Annotated in this window: 30 protein-coding genes; 18 read left to right on the top strand and 12 right to left on the bottom strand. The window is 62.9% G+C overall.

What is annotated here, in order from left to right; genetic code table 11:
- Position 1: 1 nt before the first annotated feature.
- On the bottom strand, positions 2-1,483 hold the full coding sequence (locus AC6JBC_RS11485; RefSeq protein ID WP_498024353.1) for an ABC transporter substrate-binding protein: 1,482 nt from the start codon (positions 1,481-1,483) through the stop codon (positions 2-4).
- 335 nt (positions 1,484-1,818) lie between these two features.
- Here AC6JBC_RS11485 and AC6JBC_RS11480 point away from each other — a divergent pair, with 335 nt between their 5' ends.
- The 3 genes from AC6JBC_RS11480 to AC6JBC_RS11470 are packed head-to-tail and all read left to right on the top strand — an operon-like array spanning position 1,819 to position 3,446.
- On the top strand, positions 1,819-2,757 hold the full coding sequence (locus AC6JBC_RS11480; protein WP_498026063.1) for a right-handed parallel beta-helix repeat-containing protein: 939 nt from the start codon (positions 1,819-1,821) through the stop codon (positions 2,755-2,757).
- 45 nt (positions 2,758-2,802) lie between these two features.
- Positions 2,803-3,006: a hypothetical protein gene (locus AC6JBC_RS11475; protein WP_464788125.1), complete on the top strand. Its 204-nt coding sequence runs from the start codon at positions 2,803-2,805 to the stop codon at positions 3,004-3,006.
- Between the two features lie 29 nt (positions 3,007-3,035).
- Positions 3,036-3,446 carry a hypothetical protein gene (locus AC6JBC_RS11470; RefSeq protein WP_498024351.1) on the top strand — a complete coding sequence of 137 codons (411 nt, stop codon included), beginning with the start codon at positions 3,036-3,038 and terminating at the stop codon, positions 3,444-3,446.
- A gap of 31 nt (positions 3,447-3,477) precedes the next feature.
- On the opposite strand, the gene AC6JBC_RS11465 is transcribed toward AC6JBC_RS11470, so the two are convergent.
- Entirely contained in the window at positions 3,478-4,878 is a 1,401-nt protein-coding gene (locus tag AC6JBC_RS11465) for a helix-turn-helix domain-containing protein (protein ID WP_498024350.1), read from the bottom strand.
- Between the two features lie 142 nt (positions 4,879-5,020).
- On the opposite strand from AC6JBC_RS11465, the gene AC6JBC_RS11460 reads away from it, so the two are divergent.
- The 8 genes from AC6JBC_RS11460 to grxD all read left to right on the top strand — a co-directional run bounded on the left by AC6JBC_RS11460 (position 5,021) and on the right by grxD (position 10,912).
- Positions 5,021-6,613 carry an isocitrate lyase gene (locus AC6JBC_RS11460; RefSeq protein WP_498024348.1) on the top strand — a complete coding sequence of 531 codons (1,593 nt, stop codon included), beginning with the start codon at positions 5,021-5,023 and terminating at the stop codon, positions 6,611-6,613.
- Between the two features lie 23 nt (positions 6,614-6,636).
- Positions 6,637-6,789: a hypothetical protein gene (locus tag AC6JBC_RS11455; RefSeq protein ID WP_464771841.1), complete on the top strand. Its 153-nt coding sequence runs from the start codon at positions 6,637-6,639 to the stop codon at positions 6,787-6,789.
- A 154-nt stretch (positions 6,790-6,943) separates the two neighbouring features.
- Positions 6,944-7,630, top strand: a complete 687-nt coding sequence (locus AC6JBC_RS11450) for a glutathione S-transferase family protein (RefSeq protein WP_498024346.1) — start codon at positions 6,944-6,946, stop codon at positions 7,628-7,630.
- A gap of 95 nt (positions 7,631-7,725) precedes the next feature.
- Positions 7,726-9,180: a 3-isopropylmalate dehydratase large subunit gene (leuC, locus tag AC6JBC_RS11445; RefSeq protein WP_464788130.1), complete on the top strand. Its 1,455-nt coding sequence runs from the start codon at positions 7,726-7,728 to the stop codon at positions 9,178-9,180.
- Between the two features lie 109 nt (positions 9,181-9,289).
- Positions 9,290-9,883, top strand: coding sequence for a 3-isopropylmalate dehydratase small subunit (leuD, locus tag AC6JBC_RS11440; protein ID WP_498024343.1), 594 nt, complete (start codon positions 9,290-9,292; stop codon positions 9,881-9,883).
- 58 nt (positions 9,884-9,941) lie between these two features.
- The gene (locus tag AC6JBC_RS11435; protein ID WP_196225322.1) at positions 9,942-10,265 is read left to right on the top strand and encodes a DUF1476 domain-containing protein; all 324 of its coding nucleotides are present in this window, start codon (positions 9,942-9,944) and stop codon (positions 10,263-10,265) included.
- 18 nt (positions 10,266-10,283) lie between these two features.
- On the top strand, positions 10,284-10,517 hold the full coding sequence (locus AC6JBC_RS11430; RefSeq protein ID WP_498024341.1) for a BolA/IbaG family iron-sulfur metabolism protein: 234 nt from the start codon (positions 10,284-10,286) through the stop codon (positions 10,515-10,517).
- A 62-nt stretch (positions 10,518-10,579) separates the two neighbouring features.
- Positions 10,580-10,912 carry a Grx4 family monothiol glutaredoxin gene (gene grxD / locus AC6JBC_RS11425; protein ID WP_498024339.1) on the top strand — a complete coding sequence of 111 codons (333 nt, stop codon included), beginning with the start codon at positions 10,580-10,582 and terminating at the stop codon, positions 10,910-10,912.
- A 17-nt stretch (positions 10,913-10,929) separates the two neighbouring features.
- Here grxD and hemW read toward each other — a convergent pair whose 3' ends face one another.
- On the bottom strand, positions 10,930-12,105 hold the full coding sequence (gene hemW / locus AC6JBC_RS11420; RefSeq protein WP_498024338.1) for a radical SAM family heme chaperone HemW: 1,176 nt from the start codon (positions 12,103-12,105) through the stop codon (positions 10,930-10,932).
- A gap of 130 nt (positions 12,106-12,235) precedes the next feature.
- Between hemW and AC6JBC_RS11415 the strand changes: the two genes are divergently transcribed.
- Positions 12,236-12,772, top strand: coding sequence for a CAP domain-containing protein (locus AC6JBC_RS11415; protein WP_498026062.1), 537 nt, complete (start codon positions 12,236-12,238; stop codon positions 12,770-12,772).
- A gap of 15 nt (positions 12,773-12,787) precedes the next feature.
- Here the strand turns inward: AC6JBC_RS11415 and rdgB are convergent, their stop codons facing one another.
- Positions 12,788-13,417, bottom strand: a complete 630-nt coding sequence (gene rdgB / locus AC6JBC_RS11410) for an RdgB/HAM1 family non-canonical purine NTP pyrophosphatase (RefSeq protein WP_498024336.1) — start codon at positions 13,415-13,417, stop codon at positions 12,788-12,790.
- Between the two features lie 99 nt (positions 13,418-13,516).
- A complete protein-coding gene (rph, locus tag AC6JBC_RS11405; protein WP_464788134.1) occupies positions 13,517-14,233 on the bottom strand; it encodes a ribonuclease PH in 717 nt (238 codons plus the stop codon).
- A 96-nt stretch (positions 14,234-14,329) separates the two neighbouring features.
- On the opposite strand from rph, the gene AC6JBC_RS11400 reads away from it, so the two are divergent.
- The 5 genes from AC6JBC_RS11400 to AC6JBC_RS11380 all read left to right on the top strand — a co-directional run bounded on the left by AC6JBC_RS11400 (position 14,330) and on the right by AC6JBC_RS11380 (position 16,966).
- The gene (locus AC6JBC_RS11400) at positions 14,330-14,839 is read left to right on the top strand and encodes a DUF6438 domain-containing protein (RefSeq protein ID WP_498024334.1); all 510 of its coding nucleotides are present in this window, start codon (positions 14,330-14,332) and stop codon (positions 14,837-14,839) included.
- Positions 14,840-14,882: 43 nt separating this feature from the next.
- Positions 14,883-15,926, top strand: coding sequence for a heat-inducible transcriptional repressor HrcA (hrcA, locus tag AC6JBC_RS11395; RefSeq protein ID WP_498024332.1), 1,044 nt, complete (start codon positions 14,883-14,885; stop codon positions 15,924-15,926).
- Positions 15,923-16,477, top strand: coding sequence for a nucleotide exchange factor GrpE (locus AC6JBC_RS11390; RefSeq protein ID WP_498024331.1), 555 nt, complete (start codon positions 15,923-15,925; stop codon positions 16,475-16,477). The genes hrcA and AC6JBC_RS11390 overlap by 4 nt, the downstream gene beginning before the upstream one ends.
- 88 nt (positions 16,478-16,565) lie before the next feature.
- Entirely contained in the window at positions 16,566-16,691 is a 126-nt protein-coding gene (locus tag AC6JBC_RS11385; protein WP_498024330.1) for a hypothetical protein, read from the top strand.
- Positions 16,688-16,966 (top strand): DUF2218 domain-containing protein, encoded by a 279-nt coding sequence (locus tag AC6JBC_RS11380; RefSeq protein ID WP_498024329.1) that lies wholly within the window; start codon positions 16,688-16,690, stop codon positions 16,964-16,966. Before AC6JBC_RS11385 ends, AC6JBC_RS11380 begins: the two co-directional genes overlap by 4 nt.
- Before the next feature lie 67 nt (positions 16,967-17,033).
- Here the strand turns inward: AC6JBC_RS11380 and ruvC are convergent, their stop codons facing one another.
- From ruvC to AC6JBC_RS11355, 5 genes are all read right to left on the bottom strand, one after another.
- A complete protein-coding gene (gene ruvC, locus AC6JBC_RS11375; protein ID WP_464788140.1) occupies positions 17,034-17,525 on the bottom strand; it encodes a crossover junction endodeoxyribonuclease RuvC in 492 nt (163 codons plus the stop codon).
- A 142-nt stretch (positions 17,526-17,667) separates the two neighbouring features.
- On the bottom strand, positions 17,668-18,411 hold the full coding sequence (locus AC6JBC_RS11370) for a YebC/PmpR family DNA-binding transcriptional regulator (protein ID WP_449471164.1): 744 nt from the start codon (positions 18,409-18,411) through the stop codon (positions 17,668-17,670).
- A 64-nt stretch (positions 18,412-18,475) separates the two neighbouring features.
- Complete coding sequence (locus AC6JBC_RS11365) at positions 18,476-18,802, bottom strand: heavy metal-binding domain-containing protein (RefSeq protein ID WP_174525906.1); 327 nt, start codon at positions 18,800-18,802, stop codon at positions 18,476-18,478.
- Positions 18,803-18,892: 90 nt separating this feature from the next.
- Positions 18,893-19,135 carry a DUF2312 domain-containing protein gene (locus tag AC6JBC_RS11360; protein ID WP_449471166.1) on the bottom strand — a complete coding sequence of 81 codons (243 nt, stop codon included), beginning with the start codon at positions 19,133-19,135 and terminating at the stop codon, positions 18,893-18,895.
- Between the two features lie 45 nt (positions 19,136-19,180).
- A complete protein-coding gene (locus AC6JBC_RS11355; protein WP_498026061.1) occupies positions 19,181-19,468 on the bottom strand; it encodes a DUF1244 domain-containing protein in 288 nt (95 codons plus the stop codon).
- 119 nt (positions 19,469-19,587) lie between these two features.
- On the opposite strand from AC6JBC_RS11355, the gene pyk reads away from it, so the two are divergent.
- A complete protein-coding gene (gene pyk / locus AC6JBC_RS11350; RefSeq protein WP_464788141.1) occupies positions 19,588-21,039 on the top strand; it encodes a pyruvate kinase in 1,452 nt (483 codons plus the stop codon).
- Here the strand turns inward: pyk and AC6JBC_RS11345 are convergent.
- Both AC6JBC_RS11345 and ykgO read right to left on the bottom strand, forming a co-directional pair.
- Complete coding sequence (locus tag AC6JBC_RS11345; protein ID WP_498024326.1) at positions 21,023-21,655, bottom strand: HAD family hydrolase; 633 nt, start codon at positions 21,653-21,655, stop codon at positions 21,023-21,025. The genes pyk and AC6JBC_RS11345 overlap by 17 nt on opposite strands.
- Entirely contained in the window at positions 21,656-21,781 is a 126-nt protein-coding gene (gene ykgO / locus AC6JBC_RS11340; protein WP_004210176.1) for a type B 50S ribosomal protein L36, read from the bottom strand. It abuts the gene before it with no gap.
- Positions 21,782-21,907: the final 126 nt, after the last annotated feature.

The following is a 21,907-nucleotide window of genomic DNA, read 5'->3' as shown; positions in this document are numbered from 1 at the left end:
CTTAATTGGGGCTGCGGAACAGATGGTTCAATGGATGCCGCGCCCGTGGCGAAGGCATGAAGCCGGTCAACCGACGCGACACCAGCGACCACCGCACCGGCGCGCCCAGCGCAATATAGCCGTTATTCGCCTGCATCAACGCCTCGGCCTGCGCTACCCGCGCCATCCGCTCGGCCGCGCTGCCCGCCATGCTCGCCGCCCGTAATTGGGCGTCGGCCTCTGCCGAACAATGCACCTTGCGCGCGCATCCGGCGCGGCCGAGATACCAGAGCACGCTGTCATAAGCGGCGACTTCATCGATCAACCGCAGGTCGGCATCATCCTTCATGCCTACCCGCTCGACGCCCAGCCCGATCATCGCCAGGTCATGGCGGACAAGCGCGAACAGGCTCGTCGCGCCCGGCCCTTGCGGCAAAGCCACCCGCAGCACAGGAGCGTCGCCATTGTCGCTGCGCCACCGCGTGATGACCGCACTGGCAGCCGCCCGCCGGTCCTCCAGCGGCATGGCGGACCAATCCGGCGCGGTCGGCGGCCGTGGCAGGTCCAGCTGCGCGGGCACAATCTGGTCGGTAATCGCCCATCCGCCCAGTGGGAACAATATGGGCAACTGGCTGCGATCGATCGCCATGTTGATCGCCCGCCGCACGCCGTCATCGTCCAGCAGCTTGCTCTTCCCCGTCACGGCAAACCCCAGCAGGCCCTGCACCGGGTCGATCCGCACCGCATCGCGATCAACCCCGGCCGGCACCAGCAGCGGGAGGTCGGCGAACCGGCCACCCAGCACCGCCGCCGCCTTGCCCTCACGAAAGCGAATGATCGCCAACGCGGCTTTGTCCGCGCGCAGGATGCGTGTTTCCCACGCCGCGGCCTTCGCCTCTTCCCCATCGTCGTCCCTGGGTGCCTTGTCGACCGGCGTCAGCGTCAGCGCCTTGCCCCAAGCCTCGCGCCGATAAGGCCCGGTGCCGCCCTGCCGCGACAACAGCGCCATTTGTGGCTGTGCCAGCATCTGCAACAAATAGGGACGGGGATAGGCAAGGCGGATCTCGATCACCTCGCCGGTCATCGGCACGACCGCCTCCACCGCATCCAGCGGCCCGTCCGGGTCCAGCCGCCGCAACGTCTCGATCCGCGCCATCAACAGCGCCGCGACATCCTTCGCCGTCACCTTCGTCCCATCGGCCCACTGCGCGCGCCGCAGGCGAAAGATATAGCTGCGCCCATCCTCCTCGACGATCCAGCGTTGGGCGAGCGCGGGCAGGATCTCACCACCGGCGTCAAAGGCGACCAGCCCCTGCGCCGTGGCCTCCAGGATCAGCTTGGCGCCCGGATTGGGCAGGTTCTCGATCGGTTTGGCGAAATCGCCGGGTGATCCGATCACGCTCACGACCACCGGCCCGCTTGCCTCCTGCGAACAGCCCGCCATCATCGCGGCCGCGCCCAGCAGGACAGCCATCGATCGAAGCAGGGGAGCAGCCACGGTCATGCGTATGACAGGCTTAGGGTTTATCAGGCTCAAGTTGAAGCTTTTAGAGCGTGATCGTCTTACATGGAAGCATTGGTACTAAGGTTGATCTTCCGTCACCCCGGGCTCGACCCGGGGTCCCGCTGCCTCAGCAGCGTCGGAAAAGAAGCGGGACCCCGGATCAAGTCCGGGGTGACGATTACTCGAACATGACCATGCTCTAAAATCGAGCCTCCGCCAGATCGTTTCAGCAGGACGAGTGAGGGGGTAGGGCGATCGCATCTGTCCCGGAACAGGATTTCATTAACCACGACTCCGCATTGGCCGCCCTTTCCCAACCGTCTATGTCTTTAGTTATGCGTATCCTTTCGACGATCCTGCTCGTTTCCGCCGCCGCTGGCGCAGCTGCCCTGGCACAGGGGATGCCGACGCCCTTCACCGTGGTCGAAAGCGGACGCGGCTACACCTCGCTGAAAGATGCGGTGGCAGCGATCGGCAATGGCAAGGGCACGGTCCTGATCGCGCCCGGCACCTATGCGCAATGCGCGGTGCAGCAGGGTGGGGACGTCGCCTTCCGCGCCCAGACGGCGGGCAGCGTCATCCTTGATGGCATGCCGTGTGAGGGCAAGGCGGCGCTGGTCTTACGCGGCCGGTCCAGCAGCGTGGACGGTATCGTGTTCCAGAATCTGCGCGTGCCCGATGGCAATGGCGCGGGCATCCGGCTGGAAGGCGGCAACCTCACCGTCACCAACAGTCTCTTCCGCAATAGCGAAGAAGGGATTTTGAGCGGCGATGCGCCGGGCAACAGCGTCACCATCGACAAATCCACCTTTCGCCATCTTGGCCGGTGCGACCGCGATCTGGATTGCGCCCATGGCATCTATATCGGTCGATATGGCAAACTTACCGTCACGCGGTCGCGATTCGATCAGGGCGATGGCGGCCATTATCTGAAAACCCGCACGCCCCGCGTCACCATCACCGGTAACAGCTTCGACGACAGCCACGGCCACCTCACCAACTATATGATCGACCTTTCCAACGGCGCCAGCGGAGAGATCAGCGGCAATGAAATGGTGCAGGGCCGGGACAAGGATAATTACAGCGCCTTCATCACCGTCGCGCCGGAAGGGCGCGAACATGACAGCAGCGGCCTGTCGATCGCTGGCAACAGCGCCTCTTTCGTGCCGGGCCTGCAACGCAGCAGCAGCTTCGTCGCCAATTTCACCGGCGACGCGGTGAAGATCGGCGCGAATCGCCTGGGCGCCGGTATCAAGGTCAGCGATCGCCGTTGACGGCCCCCGCTTGCGCGCGCGGTTGCCCCGCCCGATAATGGCGCCATGCGCAGCACCTATGATTCCGCCACCGTCCGCCTTTATCATCTGAGCGACAGCGAAGAAGGCGGCGCCGCGACCACCCTCTTTTACGGCCCGTTAAGCGAAGCTGTGCATATAGCGCGGCAACAGCCCCAGGAAATCCAGGACGGGCTGTTCATCGCCACCGACAATGACGTGGTTGCCTGGCTGGATTTGCAGGAGGACTGAACCTGGCCCTCCTGGATTAGGAGGGGTTTGTGCAGAAGTTGGAAGGCTTTTTCGAGGTCGGCTATGACCGCGATCGCAAGCTGCTACGGATCACCACTTACGGCTTCTGGAATCTGGATGTGGTTGATCAGTTCGGCCGCGCCATCGCGGAAGCAGTGCGTAACGCTGACCCGATGTGCGACACCCTCGTCGACACTTACCGCACGGAAGTCCACACGCCGGAAGTCAGCGAGGCGCTCGCGCGTATCTCCTATTCGCACAAGGATGCGGAAACGGGTCGGATTGCCATAGTTTCCCCTTCGATACTCCTGCGCATGCAGACGAAGCGGTTGCAAAATGCGAACACCTGCTACGGCTATTTCAATACCGAGCAGGAGGCGCTTGATTGGCTTGCAATGCCCGTGGACCCGACGGCGCCCCAAGCGCGGGCAGCAGGTTGAACCAATCCAATTACCCGCGCAGCGGCGCTGCTCAACCGTCCGCAAAGCCGAAAGGCGCATAGCCCCGGCGATAGTCCTCGGGTAGCATTTCACGGCCGATGGGCGGCGCGGATCGCGCCATGCACTGGCTGCGGTGGCACAGGCGGCATGTCAGTCCGATCGGTGTCGGATCGGAAGGTCCCAATCCCTGCGTATAGATCAGCCGATGGGCATGTTCGGCCGCGCAGGCGAGCGCGATCGCCCGCTCCACGCGCGGCGCGCCCCAGCCGCCGCCGCCCGCCGTCACTGTCCGCGCTATAGAGAAAAAGCGTTGCCCGTCCGGCAATTCCAGCCATTGCGGCACCACCTCGCCGGGGCGCTCGAATACATGATGGATCGACCAGAGCGGGCATGATCCGCCATGACGGGCAAAAGGGAAGCCCGCGCCGTCCAGTCGCTTGCTGATATTGCCCGCCCTATCGACGCGCAGGAAGAAGAAGGGCACGCGTTCCTGGCCGGGCTTTTGCAACGTGGTCAGCCGGTGCGCCGTCTGTTCAAAGCTTGTCCCGAACTGCCGGGCCAGCGCTTCGACATCGTAGCGCCGCGCCTCCACCGCCTTGGCGAAGGCCCCATAGGGCATCAATATGGCGGCGGCGCCATAATTGGCGAGGCCTTGGCGGGCCAGCTGGCGTCCGCTCGCGCTGGAAAACTGCCCGTCCTTCAGCAGCGACTCCATCTCGCTGCGCATTTCCAGATAGGCGATCTGTATTGCCAACTGAAAGGCGGTACTCGCGCCGTCCAGCGCATCGTCGATCAGTACCGCGTCGCGATGCCGGTCCAGCCGCCGCATTGACCCCGCCATGACATCGGGCGGCAGGCGCCGGACGCGCAGGCCATGCTTGCTTTTCAGCCATGCCGCCGTGCCGCCTGCTTGTTCGATTTGCGCGGCGATCCTCTCCCCTGCATCGTCCAGCGCCGGACAACTGTTGCGTCGCGCACCCAGGAACCGGCGCGCCTCCGCTGCCGGGTCGGGCGCTTCGTCGGGTGCGTCGGCGCGATCGCCGCTCCGATCCGCCAGCGCCAACTGTTCCTCGCGATAGGCGGTATGCAGCCGCAGCAGCGCTTCGCTGAACCCGGGATAGTTGATCGCGACGTCCTGCATCGCCAGCGCGGGAAGGTCGATGTCGGCAAACATCGGGTCCTTCAGTGCCGCCTGTAACCGCGCCGTCTGCTCCGCCCCGCCGTCGCCCGCCAGCTCGCTCATGTCCATGCGATAGGTGCGTGCCAGCCGCAGCAGCATGTCGGCGGTCAAGGGCCGCTGATTTCGCTCCAGCAGCGCGACATAGGAAGCGGAAATCTCCAGGTCTGCCGCCATATCCGACTGCGTCAGCCCCAATTCCCGCCGCAACCGCCGCAATCGCGGCCCCATATAGACGGGACGATCCTTGGCCATGTTCGCGTGCGCTCCTGTGCAGACATTACAACTATACAGAGAAAGTTTGTAAAGATCGACAACTGAACCTCAGGCCCCCTCCCGTATCCGGTCGTCCTCCCCCAGAACGTTTTTAATTCGCCAATTCATTCAGGGGATTTCCATGACCTACGCCCAACAAATCACCCGCGCTTCCACCCTGCTGGGGGAAGAACCCAACTGGAACGGCATCGCCGCCGATTCGGTCGCCAGAATGCGCCTCCAGAACCGTTTCCCCACCGGCCTCGACATCGCCCGCTACACCGCCGCGATCATGCGCCGCGACATGGCCGCCTATGATGCTGACCCCGCGAACTACACCCAGTCGCTAGGTTGCTGGCACGGCTTCATCGGCCAGCAGAAGATGATCAGCATCAAGAAGCATTTCGGCACGACCAAAGGCAAATATCTCTACCTCTCCGGCTGGATGATCGCGGCGCTGCGTTCCGAATTCGGCCCGCTGCCCGACCAGTCGATGCACGAAAAGACCAGTGTTCCCGCGCTGATCGAGGAACTCTACACCTTCCTGCGTCAGGCAGACGCCCGTGAACTGGGCATGCTGTTCCGCGACCTCGACAAAGCGCGCGACGCCGGCAACGAGGTTGAGGTTCATCGCCTGACCACCGCGATCGACAATCACGAAACCCACATCGTCCCGATCATCGCCGACATCGACGCAGGCTTCGGCAATGCCGAAGCGACCTATCTGCTCGCCAAGAAGATGATCCAGGCGGGGGCGTGCGCGCTCCAGATCGAGAACCAGGTTTCGGACGAGAAGCAATGCGGTCATCAGGACGGCAAGGTCACCGTTCCGCACGAGGACTTCCTCGCGAAGATTCGCGCCTGCCGTTATGCCTTTCTCGAACTGGGTATCGACGACGGCATCATCGTCGCGCGTACCGATTCGCTGGGCGCGGGCCTCACCAAGCAGATCGCCTTCAGCCGCGAGCCGGGCGACCTTGGCGACCAGTATAACATCTTCCTCGATGTCGAAGAGGTCGCCGATCCATCGACGTTGCGCGGCGATGTCGTCATCGCCCGCGACGGCAAGCTGCTGCGGCCCAAGCGCCTGGCGTCCAACCTCTTCCAGTTCCGTCCCGGCACGGGCGAGGACCGGGTCGTTCTGGACTGTATCACCTCGCTTCAGAACGGCGCCGACCTGCTGTGGATCGAAACCGAAAAGCCCCATGTCGAACAGATTGCGGGCATGGTCGATCGCGTCCGCGAGGTCATCCCGAACGCCAAGCTTGTCTACAATAACTCGCCGAGCTTCAACTGGACGCTGAACTTCCGTCAGCAGGTATTCGACAGCTGGCAGGCCGAGGGCAGGGACGTTTCCGCCTATGATCGCGCCCGGTTGATGAGCGCGGACTATGACGCCACCGATCTTGGTCGCGAGGCTGACGAGAAGATCCGCACCTTCCAGAAGGACGCCGCAGCGCGGGCGGGCATCTTCCATCATCTCATCACGCTGCCGACCTATCACACGGCTGCGCTGTCGACCGACAATCTGGCGCGGGAATATTTCGGCGACGCGGGGATGCTCGGCTATGTCGAGGGCGTCCAGCGCCGCGAAATCCGCGAAGGCATCGCCTGCGTTAAGCACCAGAATATGGCGGGCAGCGACATCGGCGATGATCACAAGGAGTATTTCGCCGGGGAGGCCGCACTCAAGGCTGGCGGCTCCCATAATACGATGAACCAGTTCGCAGCTTGAAGAACCAAGGAAAGGAGGACGAAATGACTGAACCTACAAGGTCCCGCGCGGTTTTCTCGACCGAGGATTTCTCGCTGCTCAGGACGGCGGTGGCGGATTATCTGCAGAAGGTGAAGGACACGCCGGATTCGGTGAAGTTCGCCAACCTCTATCACCGGCTCGGCCGCCTGCGCTGATTGCCCGCACCGATGACAGGAAGCCCGCCGCCGACGGCCCCTGGCGGCGGGCTTTTTGTCGATCGCTTAGCAAGCGCATACGAGCCCGCTTTGCGCTTTCGCCCGAACGGCCGGACGCTTATCCTGGAGGTGTCAGACCCGACGGGAGAGCCCCATGCCTTACACGCTCATTACCGCGAACCGGAATTATTCCAGCTGGTCCCTGCGTCCCTGGGTATTGATGAAGGCGCTCGGCATTCCCTTCACGGATAGGCTTGAGCCATTTGTGCAGAGCATAAATTACTCTGCCTTCCGCAACTTTTCACCGACCGGGCAGGTGCCTGCCTTGATCGACGGCGATCGAACGGTGTGGGATTCGCTCGGCATCACCCTCTATCTCGCCGATCGCCACCCTGCCGTATGGCCACAGGAGGAGTCCGCCCGCGCCTTCGCCCAAAGCGCCGTCGCGGAAATGCACAGCGGTTTTGCGACCCTGCGCAACGAATGTCCCATGAATGTCGGCGTGCGAGTCGAACGCGACCTGCCCTCGCCACAGCTGAACCGCGACATAGCGCGCCTTTCGGAATTATGGGGGGAGGGGCTGAAGCGCTTTGGCGGTCCCTTCCTCGCCGGGCCAGCCTTCACCGCGATCGACGCCTTTTACGCGCCCGTCGCATTCCGGGTACGGACCTATGACCTGAATGTCGGGCCAGTAGCGCACGGATGGGTCGATCACATGCTGGCCCACCCCGCAATGCAGGAATGGGAGACCGCTGCTCTCGCCGAAACCTGGCGCGAGGAAAGCCATGAGGCGGATGTCGGCGCCGCTGGCCGCATCATAAAGGATTACCGCGCATCCTGACCGGCCTTTGGCAAGCATGCTATCGGCGTAGACAGCAAATATTGGTCCCATGCCCCCTTTCGCCGCGCCCGCTCTGGGTCTAGGGGGAAAGGGTTATGGTCAAGCCCCGCACGCTGTACGAGAAGATTTGGGACGCGCATGTCGTTGAACGCCGTCCCGATGGAACCTGCCTCATCTATATCGACCGCCACCTCGTTCATGAGGTGACGAGTCCCCAGGCTTTCGAGGGTCTAAGGATAGCGGGCCGCCCGGTGCGCCGTCCCGATCTGACGCTTGCGGTGCCGGATCACAATCTGCCCACGACGCCCCGCCGCGATGCGCAGGGCAACCGCATTCCCATCGCTGATCCCGAAAGCGCGCAGCAGCTTGCCGCGCTGGAGCGGAACGCGCCGGAATTCGGCGTTCGCCTGATCGGCGACGCTGACCGGGAGCAGGGGATCGTCCATGTCGTGGGACCTGAGCAAGGCTTCACCCTGCCGGGCACAACGCTGGTCTGTGGCGACAGCCACACCAGCTCGCACGGGGCGCTAGGCGCGCTGGCCTTCGGCATCGGCACGTCGGAGGTTGAGCATGTGCTCGCCACGCAGACACTGCTGCTGAAGCAATCGAAAACGATGGAAGTGGTCGTCGAAGGCGAATTGGGCTTTGGCGTTACGCCCAAGGATGTGGCGCTGGCGATCTGCGGCCGTATCGGCACGGCGGGCGGCACCGGCTATGTCATGGAATATCGCGGCTCTGTCTTCCGCGACATGTCGATCGAGGGACGATTGACGGTTGCCAACATGTCGATCGAGGCGGGCGCGCGCTCCGGTCTCTTCGCGCCGGACGAAAAGACTTTCGCTTACCTGAAGGGGCGCCCGATGGCCCCCAAGGGCGCCGATTGGGATGCCGCCGTCGCTTATTGGAAGACGCTGGCCACCGATGAAGGCGCGCAGTTCGACAAGACGGTCGTCATCGATGCCGCTGATATCGTGCCCAACGTCACCTGGGGCACGAGCCCCGAGGACGTCGTGCCGGTGACCGGCGTCGTCCCCGATCCGGAAAGCTTCGCCGACGCGTCCAAGCGCGCCGCCGCGCAAAAGTCCCTCGACTATATGGGCCTCACCGCCGGACAGCGCATGGAGGATGTAGCCGTCGAACATATCTTCATCGGCAGTTGCACCAACAGCCGGATCGAGGATTTGCGCGCCGCCGCCGCCCTGCTGAAGGACAAGCATATCGCCAGCGGCATCAAGCAGGCGCTGGTCGTTCCCGGATCTGGCCTCGTAAAGCAGCAGGCGGAGGCCGAAGGGCTCGACCGCATCTTCACCCAGGCGGGCTTCGAATGGCGCGAACCGGGCTGTTCGGCGTGTCTGGGCATGAATCCCGACAAGGTGCCAGCCGGAGAACGCTGCGCATCCACCAGCAACCGCAACTTCATGGGCCGTCAGGGACCGGGGTCGCGGACTCATCTCGTCTCCCCAGCCATGGCAGCCGCTGCGGCCATTACGGGGCATTTGACCGACGTGCGGGAATTGCTGAACGAAAAACAGGGAGAGGTGGTCGCATGAAGAAGGTATTCTGGGTGCTGGCGCTCGGCGCGCTGGCCAGTGCCGCCATGGCGGCGACTCTCGGGCGTGCGGAAGATAGCCGCCGCCTGGAGACCAAGCGGGCGCATTGATGGACAAGCTGAATATCGTTGAGGGCAAGGCCTATCCGTTCGGGATGAAGAATGTCGATACCGACATCGTCATTCCGGCGCATTGGCTGAAGACCATTTCTCGCTCGGGCCTTGGCAAGGGCGCGTTCGAGGTGCTGCGCAAGGAGCCGGGCAATGTCTTTGACGACCCGGAATATGCTGGCAGCCCCATCCTGATCGCGGGCGACAACTTCGGCTGCGGCTCGAGCCGCGAACATGCCGCCTGGGCGCTTGCCGACCTTGGCATCAAGGTAGTGATCGCGCCGAGCTTCTCGGACATTTTCTCCGGCAACGCGTTCAAGAACGGCATCCTTACCGTGGTTCTGCCCCAGGAAGCGATCGACCGGCTGATGGAGGTCGCGAAGACCGATCCCATCCATGTCGATCTGGAGCATCAGACCGTTACCACGCAGTTTCAGGACCGGTTCCAGTTCGAAATTGATCCGTTCCGCAAGCATTGCCTGCTTGGCGGGCTGGACGAGATCGGGCTGACTTTGGGGCAGGCCGATATGATCAGCCAGTTCGAGGCGAAGGACGCCGGGGTGCGGCCGTGGCTTGTTCCTGCCGTTGCGTAACCGTCCCGATCTTCCTATCTCATCCCAGACTTCAGCTTCTTTTTGACAAGGCACAGGCATGACGACTTTCGACGACCGCGAAAAGGCCTTTGAAAATATGTTCGCCCATGACCAGGAAATGCAGTTCCGCATCCAGGCGCGGCGGAACCGGCTGCTCGGCGAATGGGCCGCGGTCAAGATGGGGCTGACGCCGGAGGAGACCGACGCCTACGCCAAATCCGTAGTGCAGGCCGATTTTGAGGAAGCGGGCGACGAGGATGTCATTCGCAAGCTGGTGGGCGACATGACCCAGGCGGGCGTAGACATTGACGAGCCCGGCGTGCGAGCGGCTCTGGAAGAGCAGCAGGTGATCGCGCGCCGCCAGTTCATCGAAGCCCAGTAAGCAGGACGGACACGCCCCATGCCGATGGCTGCGCAAGACATTGCGGACATGATCCGGGCGGCTATTCCGGACGCGGACGTGGAAATTACCGACCTCGCCGGGGATGGCGATCATTATGCGGCGCGCGTCGTGGCGGAAAGCTTCCGGGGCATGAGCCGGGTCGCCCAGCAGCGCGCGGTCTATGCTGCGCTTGGCGGTCGGATGGGTGGGGTGCTCCACGCCTTGCAACTGACGACTGCCGTTCCCAACTAACCGATATCGTTTTTCAAGCGCGCCGCTTGTCTCCTGCGGCGCCCGACAGGACTGGACCAACCATGACCGACGCCGTGCATCAGCGGATCGCCGATATCGTGAACAGCAATGATGTGGTGCTTTTCATGAAGGGAACCCCGTTGTTCCCGCAATGTGGTTTTTCCAGCCGCGCCATCGCGATCCTCGAACATCTTGGCGTTGCCTATGAAACTGTCGATGTCCTGCAAGACCAGCTGGTGCGGCAGGGGATCAAGGCATTCTCCGACTGGCCGACCATCCCCCAGCTCTATGTGAAGGGTGAATTTGTCGGCGGCAGCGACATCATGATGGAAATGTATGAAGCCGGTGAGCTTCAGCAGCTGATGACCGACGAAGGCGTCGCAGCGGCTAACTGACTTCCTGCCGGCTCCAGCTAGACCCTGACGATCTCGGGAAGGATGGCGTCCAGCAGCAGCATTGCTGCTGGCGTGATGCGCAGATGCTGATCCTTCCGTTCGATCAGATCTAGCTTGGCAAGCCGCGCCACAGCCTCTCCGTCGATCAACTGCTCCACCGTCAGGCCGGATAGCGCTGAAATCCGGCTGAGATCGACTCCTTCGGCCAGGCGCAATCCCATCAGCAGTGCCTCGCGCCCGCGATCCTCCTGCGTAAGCAGTTCCTCGCTTTGCAGTCCATGGCCGTTCCGGTCCACCGCGCCCATCCAGTTTTCTGGCTTCTTGTGCCGCAGTGTGGCCATCCCACCGCGCCGCCCATGGGCGCCCGGACCGACGCCCGCATATGTGCCGTAACGCCAATAGGTCAGATTGTGTCGGCTCTCCTGACCCGGCCGGGCATGGTTGCTGATCTCATAGGCGGGCAGACCGGCGGCTGTGGTCATGGCCTGCGTCTGCTCATAGAGGGTCGCGGCATGGTCGGGATCAGCAGGCACCAGTTTCCCCTGGGCCACGAGCGTGGCGAACCGCGTCCCCGGCTCGATCGTCAGCTGGTAAAGCGACAGATGATCCGTTCCGAAGGCAAGGCCGCGCGCCAGTTCCGCCTCCCAGTCCGCCTCACTCTGCTCAGGACGGGCATAGATGAGGTCCAGGTTCACCCGCCCGAATACCGATTGGGCGACATCCAGCGCGGCCAGCGCCTCGCCCACATCATGCGCGCGGCCCAGAAAATGCAGCGCCTGATTATCCAGCGCCTGCACCCCCAGTGACACCCGGTTAACCCCCGCACGCGCCAGATCGGCAAACCGCGCCGCTTCCACTGAACTCGGATTGGCCTCCAACGTGATTTCCATGTCCGCCGTGGGCCGCCAGTAGCTGGCAGCAGCGTCGATGATGTTCGAGACGATCTCCGGCGGCATCAGCGATGGCGTGCCACCGCCGAAAAAGATGGATGAGAGCGGTCGACCGCCAGTCAGCCCCGCTTCATGAGCCAGGTCGTCCAGCAGCGCCGCCCGCCACGCATCGGTATTGATCTCCGCACGGACATGGCTGTTAAAATCGCAATAAGGACATTTGGAAACGCAAAATGGCCAATGCACATATAAGGCCATAGCTTCAGGCGCGGGGGCCGGGGAATCGATCAGGGGCAGGGGCATGAATGGGGGCGTCCTTAGACGGCTTTGGGCCGCAGGGCTAGCAACGGCAGCGCTGGCGATGACGGGAATCACTGCGACTCAGCCCGTCAAAGCCTCGCCGTCGAGCCGAGCGGCGCCCACCCAGGCGGTCATGCCCGCCGCCTATTACGGCATGGAGGAGGCGGAACGTGGCAACATATTGCTGCGCGACGTGGTGCTGGGCATGCACAATGATGAGCGACAATCGCTGGGCCTCACGCCTCTGGCATGGGACAGCGACCTCGCCCAGGACGCTGCTCGATATGCCCGGCAGATGGCCGTGACCAACCGCTTCCAACATTCCCCGCGTGCGTCTCGCGCTGTTCCCAGCGGTGAAAATCTCTGGATGGGTCCGCGACGCCTCTACGGGTATGAGGCGATGATCGGCGCTTTCCTCGATGAAAAGCGCTTGTTCCGGCGTGGAGGCAAGCTGCCGGACATCAGCATGTCTGGCCGCTGGCAAGATGTCGGCCATTATACGCAGATGATCTGGCGCGGCACGCAAAAGGTCGGCTGCGCCCTCGCTGAAGGGCAGAACTACGATTATCTCGTCTGCCGCTATTTCCCAGCGGGCAACGCTTTCGGAAAAGGCCCGCTGGACGCAGACGACAGCCCCTTCGGCTCCCGTCTGGCCAGCATGGGCGAATAAGCCCGCCTTGCTTCTTTAGAAAACCGCCGCGACCAGCTGCGCGAAGGCATCCGCACGATGGCTCATCGCATGCTTCTTTTTCGGCTCCATCTCGCCAAAGCTGATCGTGTGGCCCAACGGCTGGAACATCGGATCATAGCCAAAGCCCTTGTCCCCGCGCGGCGGCCAGCTGAGGATGCCGTCAACCCGCCCCTCAAACGCCTCGACATGACCATCGGGCCAAGCCACCGCCAGCGCGCAGATGAAATGCGCGCCATGCCCGGCGTCAGGCCCCTTGGCTTCGATCGCATCCCATACGCGCTGCATCGCGATGTTGAAATCCTTCGTCTCGCCTGCCCAGCGAGCGGAGAAGATGCCCGGATCGCCATTCAGCGCCTCGACGCACAGCCCGCTATCGTCGGCCAGCGCGGGGAGCCCCGACAGGTCGGCCGCCTGCATCGCCTTCAGCTCTGCATTGGCGATGAACGTCGTGCCGGTTTCTTCCGGCTCAGGCAGGTCCAGCGCCGCCGCTGACACAGTCTCGATCCCGAAGGGGGCCAGCAGTTCGCCGATTTCCCGCACCTTGCCGGGATTATGGCTGGCGATCACCAGCTTGCCCGGCCCCAGCTTGCGGATCGCCTGTTCCTGTCCGAAATCGTCGCTCATGATTATGTCATTCTCCCCGTTCGCTTCGAGCATAGTCGAGAAGCGCGTAGTGCATAGATGGCATTTCTCGAAACGCTCGAAACGAACGGACGAATGCGCTTAGCGGCCCGTCGCCTTGTCCTGGGCGGCGAAGATCTGCGAGCAACCGATGCGCGCCAGACGCAGCAGGCGGAGCAATTCTTCCTCGTCATATGCCGCGCCCTCGGCCGTCGCCTGCACTTCGGCAAATTTGCCGTCGCCGGTCAGGATCAGGTTGGCGTCAGTCTCGGCATTGCTGTCCTCGGCATAGTCGAGGTCCAGCACGGGTGTGCCATTATAGATGCCGCAGCTGATCGCGGCGACCTTCTGGATGATCGGGTCTTCGGCCAGCGCGCCCGAAGCGATCAGCTTGTCGATGGCAATGCGCAGCGCCACCCAGCTGCCGGAAATCGCGGCGGTGCGGGTGCCGCCATCTGCCTGGATAACGTCGCAATCGACAACAATCTGCCGCTCGCCCAGCTTCTTGAGGTCGACAACGGTGCGCAGCGACCGGCCGATCAACCGCTGGATTTCCTGCGTGCGCCCCGACTGCTTGCCCTTGGCTGCCTCACGGCTGCCGCGGGTGTGGGTGGCGCGGGGCAGCATGCCATATTCGGCCGTGACCCAACCCGATCCCTTGCCGCGCAGGAAGGGCGGCACCTTTTCCTCGACCGAAGCGGTGCACAGCACCCGCGTATCGCCGAAGCTGATCAGGCAGCTGCCCTCGGCATGAATGGTGAAGCCGGGCTCCATGGTGATGTCGCGCATCTGGTCGGGCGCGCGGCCGGAAGGACGCATAAAATTATTTCTCCGAAGCGTTCAGTCGGTGGGGCTTAGCGCCGGGCGCGGCGTCATGCCAGTGGCGATACGCGTGAAAGATGATAGGAAGCCTGCATGCAGTTGCGTTGGATGATGATTTTGGCGGGCGTTGCCCTGACGGCTGGTTGTGCGGCGGAAAGGCCCGAACTTGAAAAGCCCACCGCCGCCGGAGACACGATCCGCTTTTCGGCGGGTCCCTGTTTCGGCATTTGCCCCAGTTACAGTCTGCAGGTGACGCCTGATGGTTCGGGCCTGCTGGAGCCGGAGCGGTTCACCACCGTTCCGGGCGCGACGCGCTTCACTGTCACCCCAGCGCAATATCGCCGTTTCCGCGCCGCGCTGGCGCAGTTCCGGCCTCCCGCAGGAACAGTCCGGCGCATCACCCATGGGGAGAATTGCACCCGATTCGCGACCGACATGCCCGGCTACACCATCGAATGGACCAGGGATCAGCAGCCGACCACCCGACTGGAGTTTCAGTCGGGGTGCATGGACGCCAGCTATGGCAAGCTGCGTGCTACCATTGCGGCCGTTCCCCGGATGCTGGACATCAACGCGATGGTGAAGCCGTCCGCCGTCAGATAGCCCCGGCTTGAGTACGGCCCTTCGCTCGCCTAGATAGGGGCGCATGGCGGTCACACCGGTTACCGAACTCAATGAGCGGGCGCGCGACGTTTTCCGGGTGGTGGTCGAAAGCTATCTCGGCACCGGCCTGCCTGTGGGTTCGCGCACCATCAGCAAGATCGCCTCGCTCAGCCTGTCGCCCGCATCGATCCGCAACGTCATGCAGGATCTGGAGGAGCTGGGATTGCTGGCCGCCCCGCACACTTCGGCAGGGCGCATGCCGACCGAAACCGGTTTGCGCCTTTTTGTCGATGGCATGATGCAGGCCGCCGAACCCTCGGTCGAGGAACGCCGTGCGATAGAGGCAGGCATTGCCGAGGGTGGCCCGATCGAGGAAGCATTGTCCGCAGCGACTGCCGCGCTATCGGGCCTCTCTGCCTGCGCGGGCATCGTCATGGTGCCCAAGCGCGAGCCGGTGATGCGCCAATTCGGCTTTGTGCCGCTCAATGGTCGTCAGGCGCTGGCCGTGCTGGTGGGACAGGACGGCTCTGTAGAAAACCGCGTGCTCGACATGCCCGCAGGCGTGACGCCCAGCATGCTGAATGAAGCAGCGAACTTCATGTCGGCGCGCTTCGCGGGCCTGACGCTCAGGGAAGCGGGCGAAGCGCTGCGCCGCGAGATGGAGGGCGAGCGAACCGCGCTTCAGGGTGCGGCGCGGGAACTAGTGGCGCGCGGAATTGCTGTCTGGTCGCAGGATGCGGATGACCGTCCGGTACTGATCGTTCGCGGTCAGGCGCATCTGCTGGATGACGGCACTGCCGCCGATCTTGAACGGGTGCGCCAGTTGCTCGAACAACTGGAAGGCAAGCAGGAGATTTCGCGCCTGCTGGAAGGCGCGCTGGCGGGCAGCGCGACGAAAATCTTCATCGGCTCGGAAAACAAGCTCTTTTCCCTCTCCGGTTCTTCGGTCATAGCCGCGCCTTACCGTGGCGGCGATGGCCGTGTTGTCGGCGTGGTTGGCGTCATTGGCCCAACGCGCTTGAACTACGCGCGGGTGATCCCCATGGTGGATTTCACTGCGCAGACGTTATCGAGATTGATGAGATGAGCGAAGACAAGCTGAATATCGAAAATACTGAAGTCGTTGACGAACTGCCCGAAGACGCAGCGCCTGCGGGCGGTGCGGCTGCCGAACGCCTTGCAGCCCTGGAGGGTGAGTTGGCGGCGGCGAAGCAGGACGCGCTCTACGCCCATGCCGAAACGCAGAATGTCCGTCGGCGGCTTGAAAAGGAACTGGCCGACACGCGCGCCTATGCCGCAACGTCGTTCGCGCGGGATATGCTGTCGGTCGCGGACAATCTGGGCCGCGCGCTGCAAGCTATCCCGGCGGAACTGCGTGACGATGAAAAGTTCAAGGGACTGGTCGCTGGCCTCGAAGCGACGGGCCGCGAACTGGAAGGCGTCTTTGGCCGCAACGGCATTGAAAAGCTCGTGTCGGTCGGAGAGCCGCTCGATCCCAACAAGCATCAGGCGATGATGGAAGTGCCGTCGGATGATGTTGAGCCCGGGACCGTGCTGGTGGAAATGCAGGCGGGATATACGATCCGCGATCGCCTGCTGCGCCCGGCCTTGGTGAGCGTTGCCAAGAAACCCGACTGACGGCCATTCGTTAGCCAATCCAAAAACCCGCCGGGCTTGATCCGGCGGGTTTTTTCACATGCGGAAGGGCAGAAGGCTCCTGAGGGTGATGCACAATCTTTCCATGGACGTGCGTGGGCGGCTTGAAAGGGAAGGCGCCGGTTCCCAAAGCATGTTCGACGTCGCCGCGCTGATCGACAAAGCGGCCAGCAAGATCGAAAGGCTCGACCTATGACCCTGACCGCCAATGTGCCGACCAAAAATGCCAGTCGCTATCTTCAGCAGCTCTGCAAGCATTGGAGCCACAAGTTTGAAACCGACTTCGATGCGCAGCAGGGCGTGATCGCCTTTCCTATGGGGCCGATCCGCATGATGGCCGGTGACGAGGCGTTGACGGTGACTATCGACCCGGTGGAGGGTGCTGACGTGGATCGTTTCAAGCAAGTTGTGGCCGACCATCTCGACCGATTTGCCTTTCGGGAAGCGCCGCTGCCCTTCGACTGGCAGTGACCGCCTTATAACACATCCGTCATCCCGGACTTGATCCGGGATCCCGCTTCCAGGCCTATCTGCTCCCTCATCGGCGCGGAATGCGACGCGCGCTGGCAAGGTGATGGGCATGCGTTATCGCCACGGCGAGCGCATCGGACGCATCCGGCCCCGCCACCTTGGCTCCCGGCAACAGCCGCGAAACCATGGCGTGGACCTGATCCTTCGATGCGTTGCCAACGCCGACGACGGATTTTTTGACGAGCCGCGCGGCATATTCGCCAACCTCCATCCCCGACCGGGATGCCGCAAGCAGCACGACGCCGCGCGCTTGCCCCAGCTTCAGCGTTGATTGCGGGTTCACATTAACGAACACTTCCTCGACCGCAGCGCCATTGGGCTGATGTTCAAGGATGAGGTCGGTCAGTGCAAGATCAAGTGCGAGCAACCGCGTCGCCAGCGCCATGTCGGCGTCGGTCTTGATCTGCCCGTTGGCGATGTGCGTGAGGCGATTGCCGTCAGCCGCGATCAAGCCCCAGCCAGTGGTGCCAAGCCCGGGGTCGAGTCCAAGGATGATCATGGATTTGTCCTCGCCCCTTCAGGGGAGAGGATAGGGAGGCTTGCCGGCTTGCCGGTTAGCCGGACTTGGAGAGGGGAAGGTAGCAGCCGTATTCTCGACGCCGAGCAACCCTCTCCCCGCCGGGGAGAGGGGAGGGTGTTTATCAACCCAGCTTCTCCATGACCTCGTCGGACACTTCATAATTGCCCCACACGGTCTGGACGTCGTCATCATCTTCCAGCGTGTCGACCAGCTTCATCAGGGTCGCGGCGCTGCCTTCATCGACTTCGACGGTCGTCTGTGGCTTCCAGGCGAGCTTCGCGCCTTCGGCCGGGCCAAGCTTGCCTTCCAGCGCCTTGGCGACTTCGTGCAGCGCGTCCATGGCGGTCCAGATTTCATGTTCGTCTTCGTTCGACGACACATCGTCCGCCCCCGCTTCCAGAGCGGCTTCAAAGATCGCATCGGCATCGCCGGCGCTCGCCGGATAGGTGATCAGGCCCATGCGGTCGAAGCCATGGCTGACCGCGCCAGACGCGCCCAGATTGCCGCCATTCTTGGAAAAGGCGGTGCGGACGTTGGTCGCGGTACGGTTGCGGTTGTCGGTCAGCGCCTCGACGATGATGGCGACCCCGCCGGGGCCGTAGCCTTCATAGCGAATTTCTTCGTAATTTTCCGTGTCGCCGCCGATCGCCTTGTCGATGGCGCGCTGGATATTGTCCTTGGGCATGGACTGCGCCTTGGCGGCGTTGATCGCCAGGCGGAGGCGGGGGTTCATGTCCGGGTCGGGCATGCCCATCTTCGCCGCCACGGTGATTTCGCGGCTGAGCTTGGAGAACATCGAGGAACGCTTTTTGTCCTGCGCGCCCTTGCGATGCATGATGTTCTTGAATTTGCTATGGCCGGCCACGGCCTGCTCCTAATCTTGTCTGATCCGAAGCGCGCTCTCTAGCGGGCGTCCTGCCCAAGCGCAACTAGACGAGGATCGCGGTGCCGGATGCCGACACCATCAGCATCGACCCGTTGGAACCCAGCACTTCATAATCGAGATCGACGCCTACCACGGCATTGGCGCCCAGCGTCGCCGCCCGCATCCGCATCTCCCCGATTGCCTGTTCACGGGCGCGTTGGAGGACATCCTCATAAGCGCCCGAACGCCCCCCGACGATATCCCGCACGCTGGCGAACAGGTCACGGAAGAGGTTGGCGCCGACGATCACCTCACCAGTGACGATGCCGAGATATTCCTTTGCCGGACGCCCTTCGAGGCGGCTGGTGGTGCTGACGATGATCTCGGACATGATGTGTCTCCCGCGCCTTGCTTGTCGAAGGTCCTTCTTGAAGAAAGAAGGGGCCTTCGACAAGCTGAGGACGAACGGAAGACGAGTGCGTTATTCCATGCCCAGGGCGGATAGATAGGTCTGGAGAATAGCTTCCATTTCCTGCCGGTCATGCTGCGGCATTTTGCGCAGGCGGACGATCTGGCGCATGATCTTCGGATCATAGCCGGTCGCCTTGGCCTCCAGATACACGTCTTTGATATCGTCGCCGATGCCCTTTTTCTCTTCCTCGAGCCGCTCGATGCGCTCGATAAGAAGGCGTAGCTGATCGGCGGCGACGTTGCCCTCGCTCATATAATGTATCTCCGGATAGAATGTGAATCGGGTTGGCGCACGCTCCTAATGATTGTCAGCGTTCTTCGCCACACTCTCCTGCATCTTTGCGATCTGTTCCGGCGTCGCCTCGCTCTGATGGCGCTGTTTCCACTCCGGAAAGGGCATGCCGTGGATGATTTCGCGCGCCTGGTCCTTGCTCAGATTGCCGTCGGCTTCCGCTATCCAGTCGGCGAGGCAATTGCGGCAGAAGCCCGCCGTTCCCATCAGATCGATGTTCTGGACGTCGGTCCTGTGCTGCAAATGCGCAATCAGGCGGCGGAAGGCGGTTGCGGCAACCGCATCGTTGAGCATATTGTCGGCCAAGGCGATCCTTTCGCTGATCTACATCATCCTGTCGTGCAGTAGGGATAATCGAAAACGGCGCTCTGGCAAGCCAGGGCGCGACCATGACGGCCAGGAGCTTTTTGAGAATGACGAAACTGCCGCCCCGTTCGCGCAAGGTCCGGATTTTGGCGACCCTTGGCCCCGCGAGCGACACGCCGGAAGTGATCCGCGCGCTGTTCATCGCCGGGGCAGACGCTTTCCGCATCAACATGAGCCATGGAGCGCATGAAGAGCATGCGGCGCGTATCGCGTCCATCCGGGCGCTGGAAAAGGAATTCGGGCGGCCGACGACCATATTGGGCGACTTGCAGGGGCCAAAGCTGCGCGTCGGTACGTTCAAGAGCGGCCTTGCCGTTCTGGAGGTGGGTGCATCCTTCATACTCGACCGCGACGAAACGCCGGGCGATGCACGGCGCGTGAACTTGCCGCATCCGGAAATCTACGCGGCGTTGGTGCCTGAGACGCGGCTGCTGCTGGACGACGGCAAGCTGGTGCTGCGGGTGAAGAATGTGTCCGATGACCGGATCGAAACGGTGGTCGAGGTCGGCGGCACCCTGTCGAACCGCAAGGGCGTCAACGTGCCCGATGTGGTTGTGCCCGTCCCCGCCTTGACGGAAAAGGACCGGCGCGACCTCAGCTTCGCGGTGGAGCAGGGCTGCGACTGGATCGCATTGAGCTTCGTCCAGCGTCCTGAAGACCTTGCGGAAGCGCGCAAGCTGATGGGCGGCCATGGCGCGCTGATGGCCAAGATCGAGAAGCCTGCCGCGGTCCAGCGGCTGGAGGAGATATTGGAGCTGGCCGATGGCGTGATGGTCGCGCGCGGCGACCTGGGCGTCGAACTGCCGCCCCAAGCCGTGCCGCCGCTTCAGAAGCAGATCGTCGCGACGGCGCGGCGCATGGGGCGGCCCGTGGTGGTCGCGACGCAGATGCTCGAATCGATGATCAAGGCGCCGACGCCCACCCGCGCGGAAGTGTCGGATGTCGCCACTGCCGTCTATGATGGCGCGGACGCGATCATGTTGTCGGCGGAAACGGCGGCGGGCGATTGGCCTGAAGAGGCAGTCGCGATGATGGACAGCATCGCCCACAGCGTCGAGCGTGACCCCGGCTATGTCGCGCGGCTGCATTTCACCGAAACAAAGCCCGACGCGACCACCGCCGACGCGCTGGCGGAAGGGGCGGCGGGTATCGTCTCGGTCGTTGGGGCCAGCGCGATCACCTGCTTCACTTCATCAGGCAGCACGGTTCGCCGGGTGGCGCGTGAGCGTCCACTGACGCCAATCCTGGCGCTAACCCCTCGGCTGGACACAGCGCGCAAGTTGGGCCTGACCTGGGGCGTGCATGCGGTGCGCACGAAGGATATCGACACGTTCGAGGAAATGGTCGGCAAGGCCCGACGCATGGCGCTGCGGCACAACATGACCCAGAAGGGCAGCAAGATCGTGGTGCTGGCAGGCGTCCCCTTCGGCACTCCGGGATCGACCAACGTGCTGCATGTCACCGCAATTCGCGGCGATGAGCTTACAGGGCGGGATTAAGCTGTAGCAGGCCTTGCGCTGCCAGATCGCGACGCAAGGTCTTTGCGTCGCGAAAGAGGTGGCTGCGAATGCCCAGCGCTTCCGCCGCCGCGACATTTTCTTCCCGATCATCGATGAAGAATGTTTCCTCGGCGCGCAGGCCAAACCGGCTGAGCGCCAGGCGGTAGATGGCAGGGTCGGGCTTCACTAACCCTTCAGCGCCAGAAACCAGAATGTCGCGGAAGTGGGTGAAGAAATCCGCCTCCCGCGCATGGAATGGCTTCCAGAATTCGGCGCTGAAATTGGTGAGGCCGTAGAGCACTACGCCCCGCGCACGTAATTCGCCGACCAATTCCGCCATGCCCGCAACGGCGGGCTGGACGCTATCGATGAAACGCTCGCCCCATATCCGAATCAGCGCTTCATGTTCCGGATGGCGATCGATCAGTTCAGCGCTGGTTTCCGCGAAGGGGCGGCCCATGTCGTGCTGGCAATGCCATTCCATCGACACGACATCGCGCAGAAACGCGTCGAGCGCCCGATCATCATCGATCAGGCGCTCGTAGAGGAGCCGGGGCTCCCAATGGTACAGAACCTGTCCGACGTCGAATATGACGGCGGAGATCGGCTCGCTCAATCAGCCCTGGCGGGCCTTGAAGCGGCGATTGGTCTTGTTGATAACATAGGTACGGCCGCGACGGCGGATCACGCGGTTGTCCCGGTGACGGCCCTTAAGCGACTTGAGCGAGTTGCGGATCTTCATGGAAGTCAGCCTTCTAAGAATCTTGCGTGATCGGAAAATCGAAGCGCAGCCCCTATGGGTGGGGCGGCTGAAAGTCAAGGGCGACTGGCTGCACTTTTGCCCCGTTCATGCCATATGCAGCAAAGA

The organism is Sphingobium sp. RC1, assembly GCF_059738765.1.
The sequence above is the reverse complement of the archived record's forward strand: the minus strand, read 5'-3'. Positions and strand labels throughout refer to the sequence as shown.

Bases quoted from the DNA above. Each gene is read 5' to 3' on its own strand.
- AC6JBC_RS11485 (WP_498024353.1), bottom strand. From the start codon at position 1,483: ATGACCGTGGCTGCTCCCCTGCTTCGATCGATGGCTGTCCTGCTGGGC.
- AC6JBC_RS11480 (WP_498026063.1), top strand. From the start codon at position 1,819: ATGCGTATCCTTTCGACGATCCTGCTCGTTTCCGCCGCCGCTGGCGCA.
- AC6JBC_RS11475 (WP_464788125.1), top strand. From the start codon at position 2,803: ATGCGCAGCACCTATGATTCCGCCACCGTCCGCCTTTATCATCTGAGC.
- AC6JBC_RS11465 (WP_498024350.1), bottom strand. From the start codon at position 4,878: ATGGCCAAGGATCGTCCCGTCTATATGGGGCCGCGATTGCGGCGGTTG.
- AC6JBC_RS11460 (WP_498024348.1), top strand. From the start codon at position 5,021: ATGACCTACGCCCAACAAATCACCCGCGCTTCCACCCTGCTGGGGGAA.
- AC6JBC_RS11455 (WP_464771841.1), top strand. From the start codon at position 6,637: ATGACTGAACCTACAAGGTCCCGCGCGGTTTTCTCGACCGAGGATTTC.
- AC6JBC_RS11450 (WP_498024346.1), top strand. From the start codon at position 6,944: ATGCCTTACACGCTCATTACCGCGAACCGGAATTATTCCAGCTGGTCC.
- leuC (WP_464788130.1), top strand. From the start codon at position 7,726: ATGGTCAAGCCCCGCACGCTGTACGAGAAGATTTGGGACGCGCATGTC.
- leuD (WP_498024343.1), top strand. From the start codon at position 9,290: ATGGACAAGCTGAATATCGTTGAGGGCAAGGCCTATCCGTTCGGGATG.
- AC6JBC_RS11435 (WP_196225322.1), top strand. From the start codon at position 9,942: ATGACGACTTTCGACGACCGCGAAAAGGCCTTTGAAAATATGTTCGCC.
- AC6JBC_RS11430 (WP_498024341.1), top strand. From the start codon at position 10,284: ATGCCGATGGCTGCGCAAGACATTGCGGACATGATCCGGGCGGCTATT.
- grxD (WP_498024339.1), top strand. From the start codon at position 10,580: ATGACCGACGCCGTGCATCAGCGGATCGCCGATATCGTGAACAGCAAT.
- hemW (WP_498024338.1), bottom strand. From the start codon at position 12,105: ATGCCCCTGCCCCTGATCGATTCCCCGGCCCCCGCGCCTGAAGCTATG.
- AC6JBC_RS11415 (WP_498026062.1), top strand. From the start codon at position 12,236: ATGCCCGCCGCCTATTACGGCATGGAGGAGGCGGAACGTGGCAACATA.
- rdgB (WP_498024336.1), bottom strand. From the start codon at position 13,417: ATGAGCGACGATTTCGGACAGGAACAGGCGATCCGCAAGCTGGGGCCG.
- rph (WP_464788134.1), bottom strand. From the start codon at position 14,233: ATGCGTCCTTCCGGCCGCGCGCCCGACCAGATGCGCGACATCACCATG.
- AC6JBC_RS11400 (WP_498024334.1), top strand. From the start codon at position 14,330: ATGCAGTTGCGTTGGATGATGATTTTGGCGGGCGTTGCCCTGACGGCT.
- hrcA (WP_498024332.1), top strand. From the start codon at position 14,883: ATGGCGGTCACACCGGTTACCGAACTCAATGAGCGGGCGCGCGACGTT.
- AC6JBC_RS11390 (WP_498024331.1), top strand. From the start codon at position 15,923: ATGAGCGAAGACAAGCTGAATATCGAAAATACTGAAGTCGTTGACGAA.
- AC6JBC_RS11385 (WP_498024330.1), top strand. From the start codon at position 16,566: ATGCACAATCTTTCCATGGACGTGCGTGGGCGGCTTGAAAGGGAAGGC.
- AC6JBC_RS11380 (WP_498024329.1), top strand. From the start codon at position 16,688: ATGACCCTGACCGCCAATGTGCCGACCAAAAATGCCAGTCGCTATCTT.
- ruvC (WP_464788140.1), bottom strand. From the start codon at position 17,525: ATGATCATCCTTGGACTCGACCCCGGGCTTGGCACCACTGGCTGGGGC.
- AC6JBC_RS11365 (WP_174525906.1), bottom strand. From the start codon at position 18,802: ATGTCCGAGATCATCGTCAGCACCACCAGCCGCCTCGAAGGGCGTCCG.
- AC6JBC_RS11360 (WP_449471166.1), bottom strand. From the start codon at position 19,135: ATGAGCGAGGGCAACGTCGCCGCCGATCAGCTACGCCTTCTTATCGAG.
- AC6JBC_RS11355 (WP_498026061.1), bottom strand. From the start codon at position 19,468: ATGCTCAACGATGCGGTTGCCGCAACCGCCTTCCGCCGCCTGATTGCG.
- pyk (WP_464788141.1), top strand. From the start codon at position 19,588: ATGACGAAACTGCCGCCCCGTTCGCGCAAGGTCCGGATTTTGGCGACC.
- ykgO (WP_004210176.1), bottom strand. From the start codon at position 21,781: ATGAAGATCCGCAACTCGCTCAAGTCGCTTAAGGGCCGTCACCGGGAC.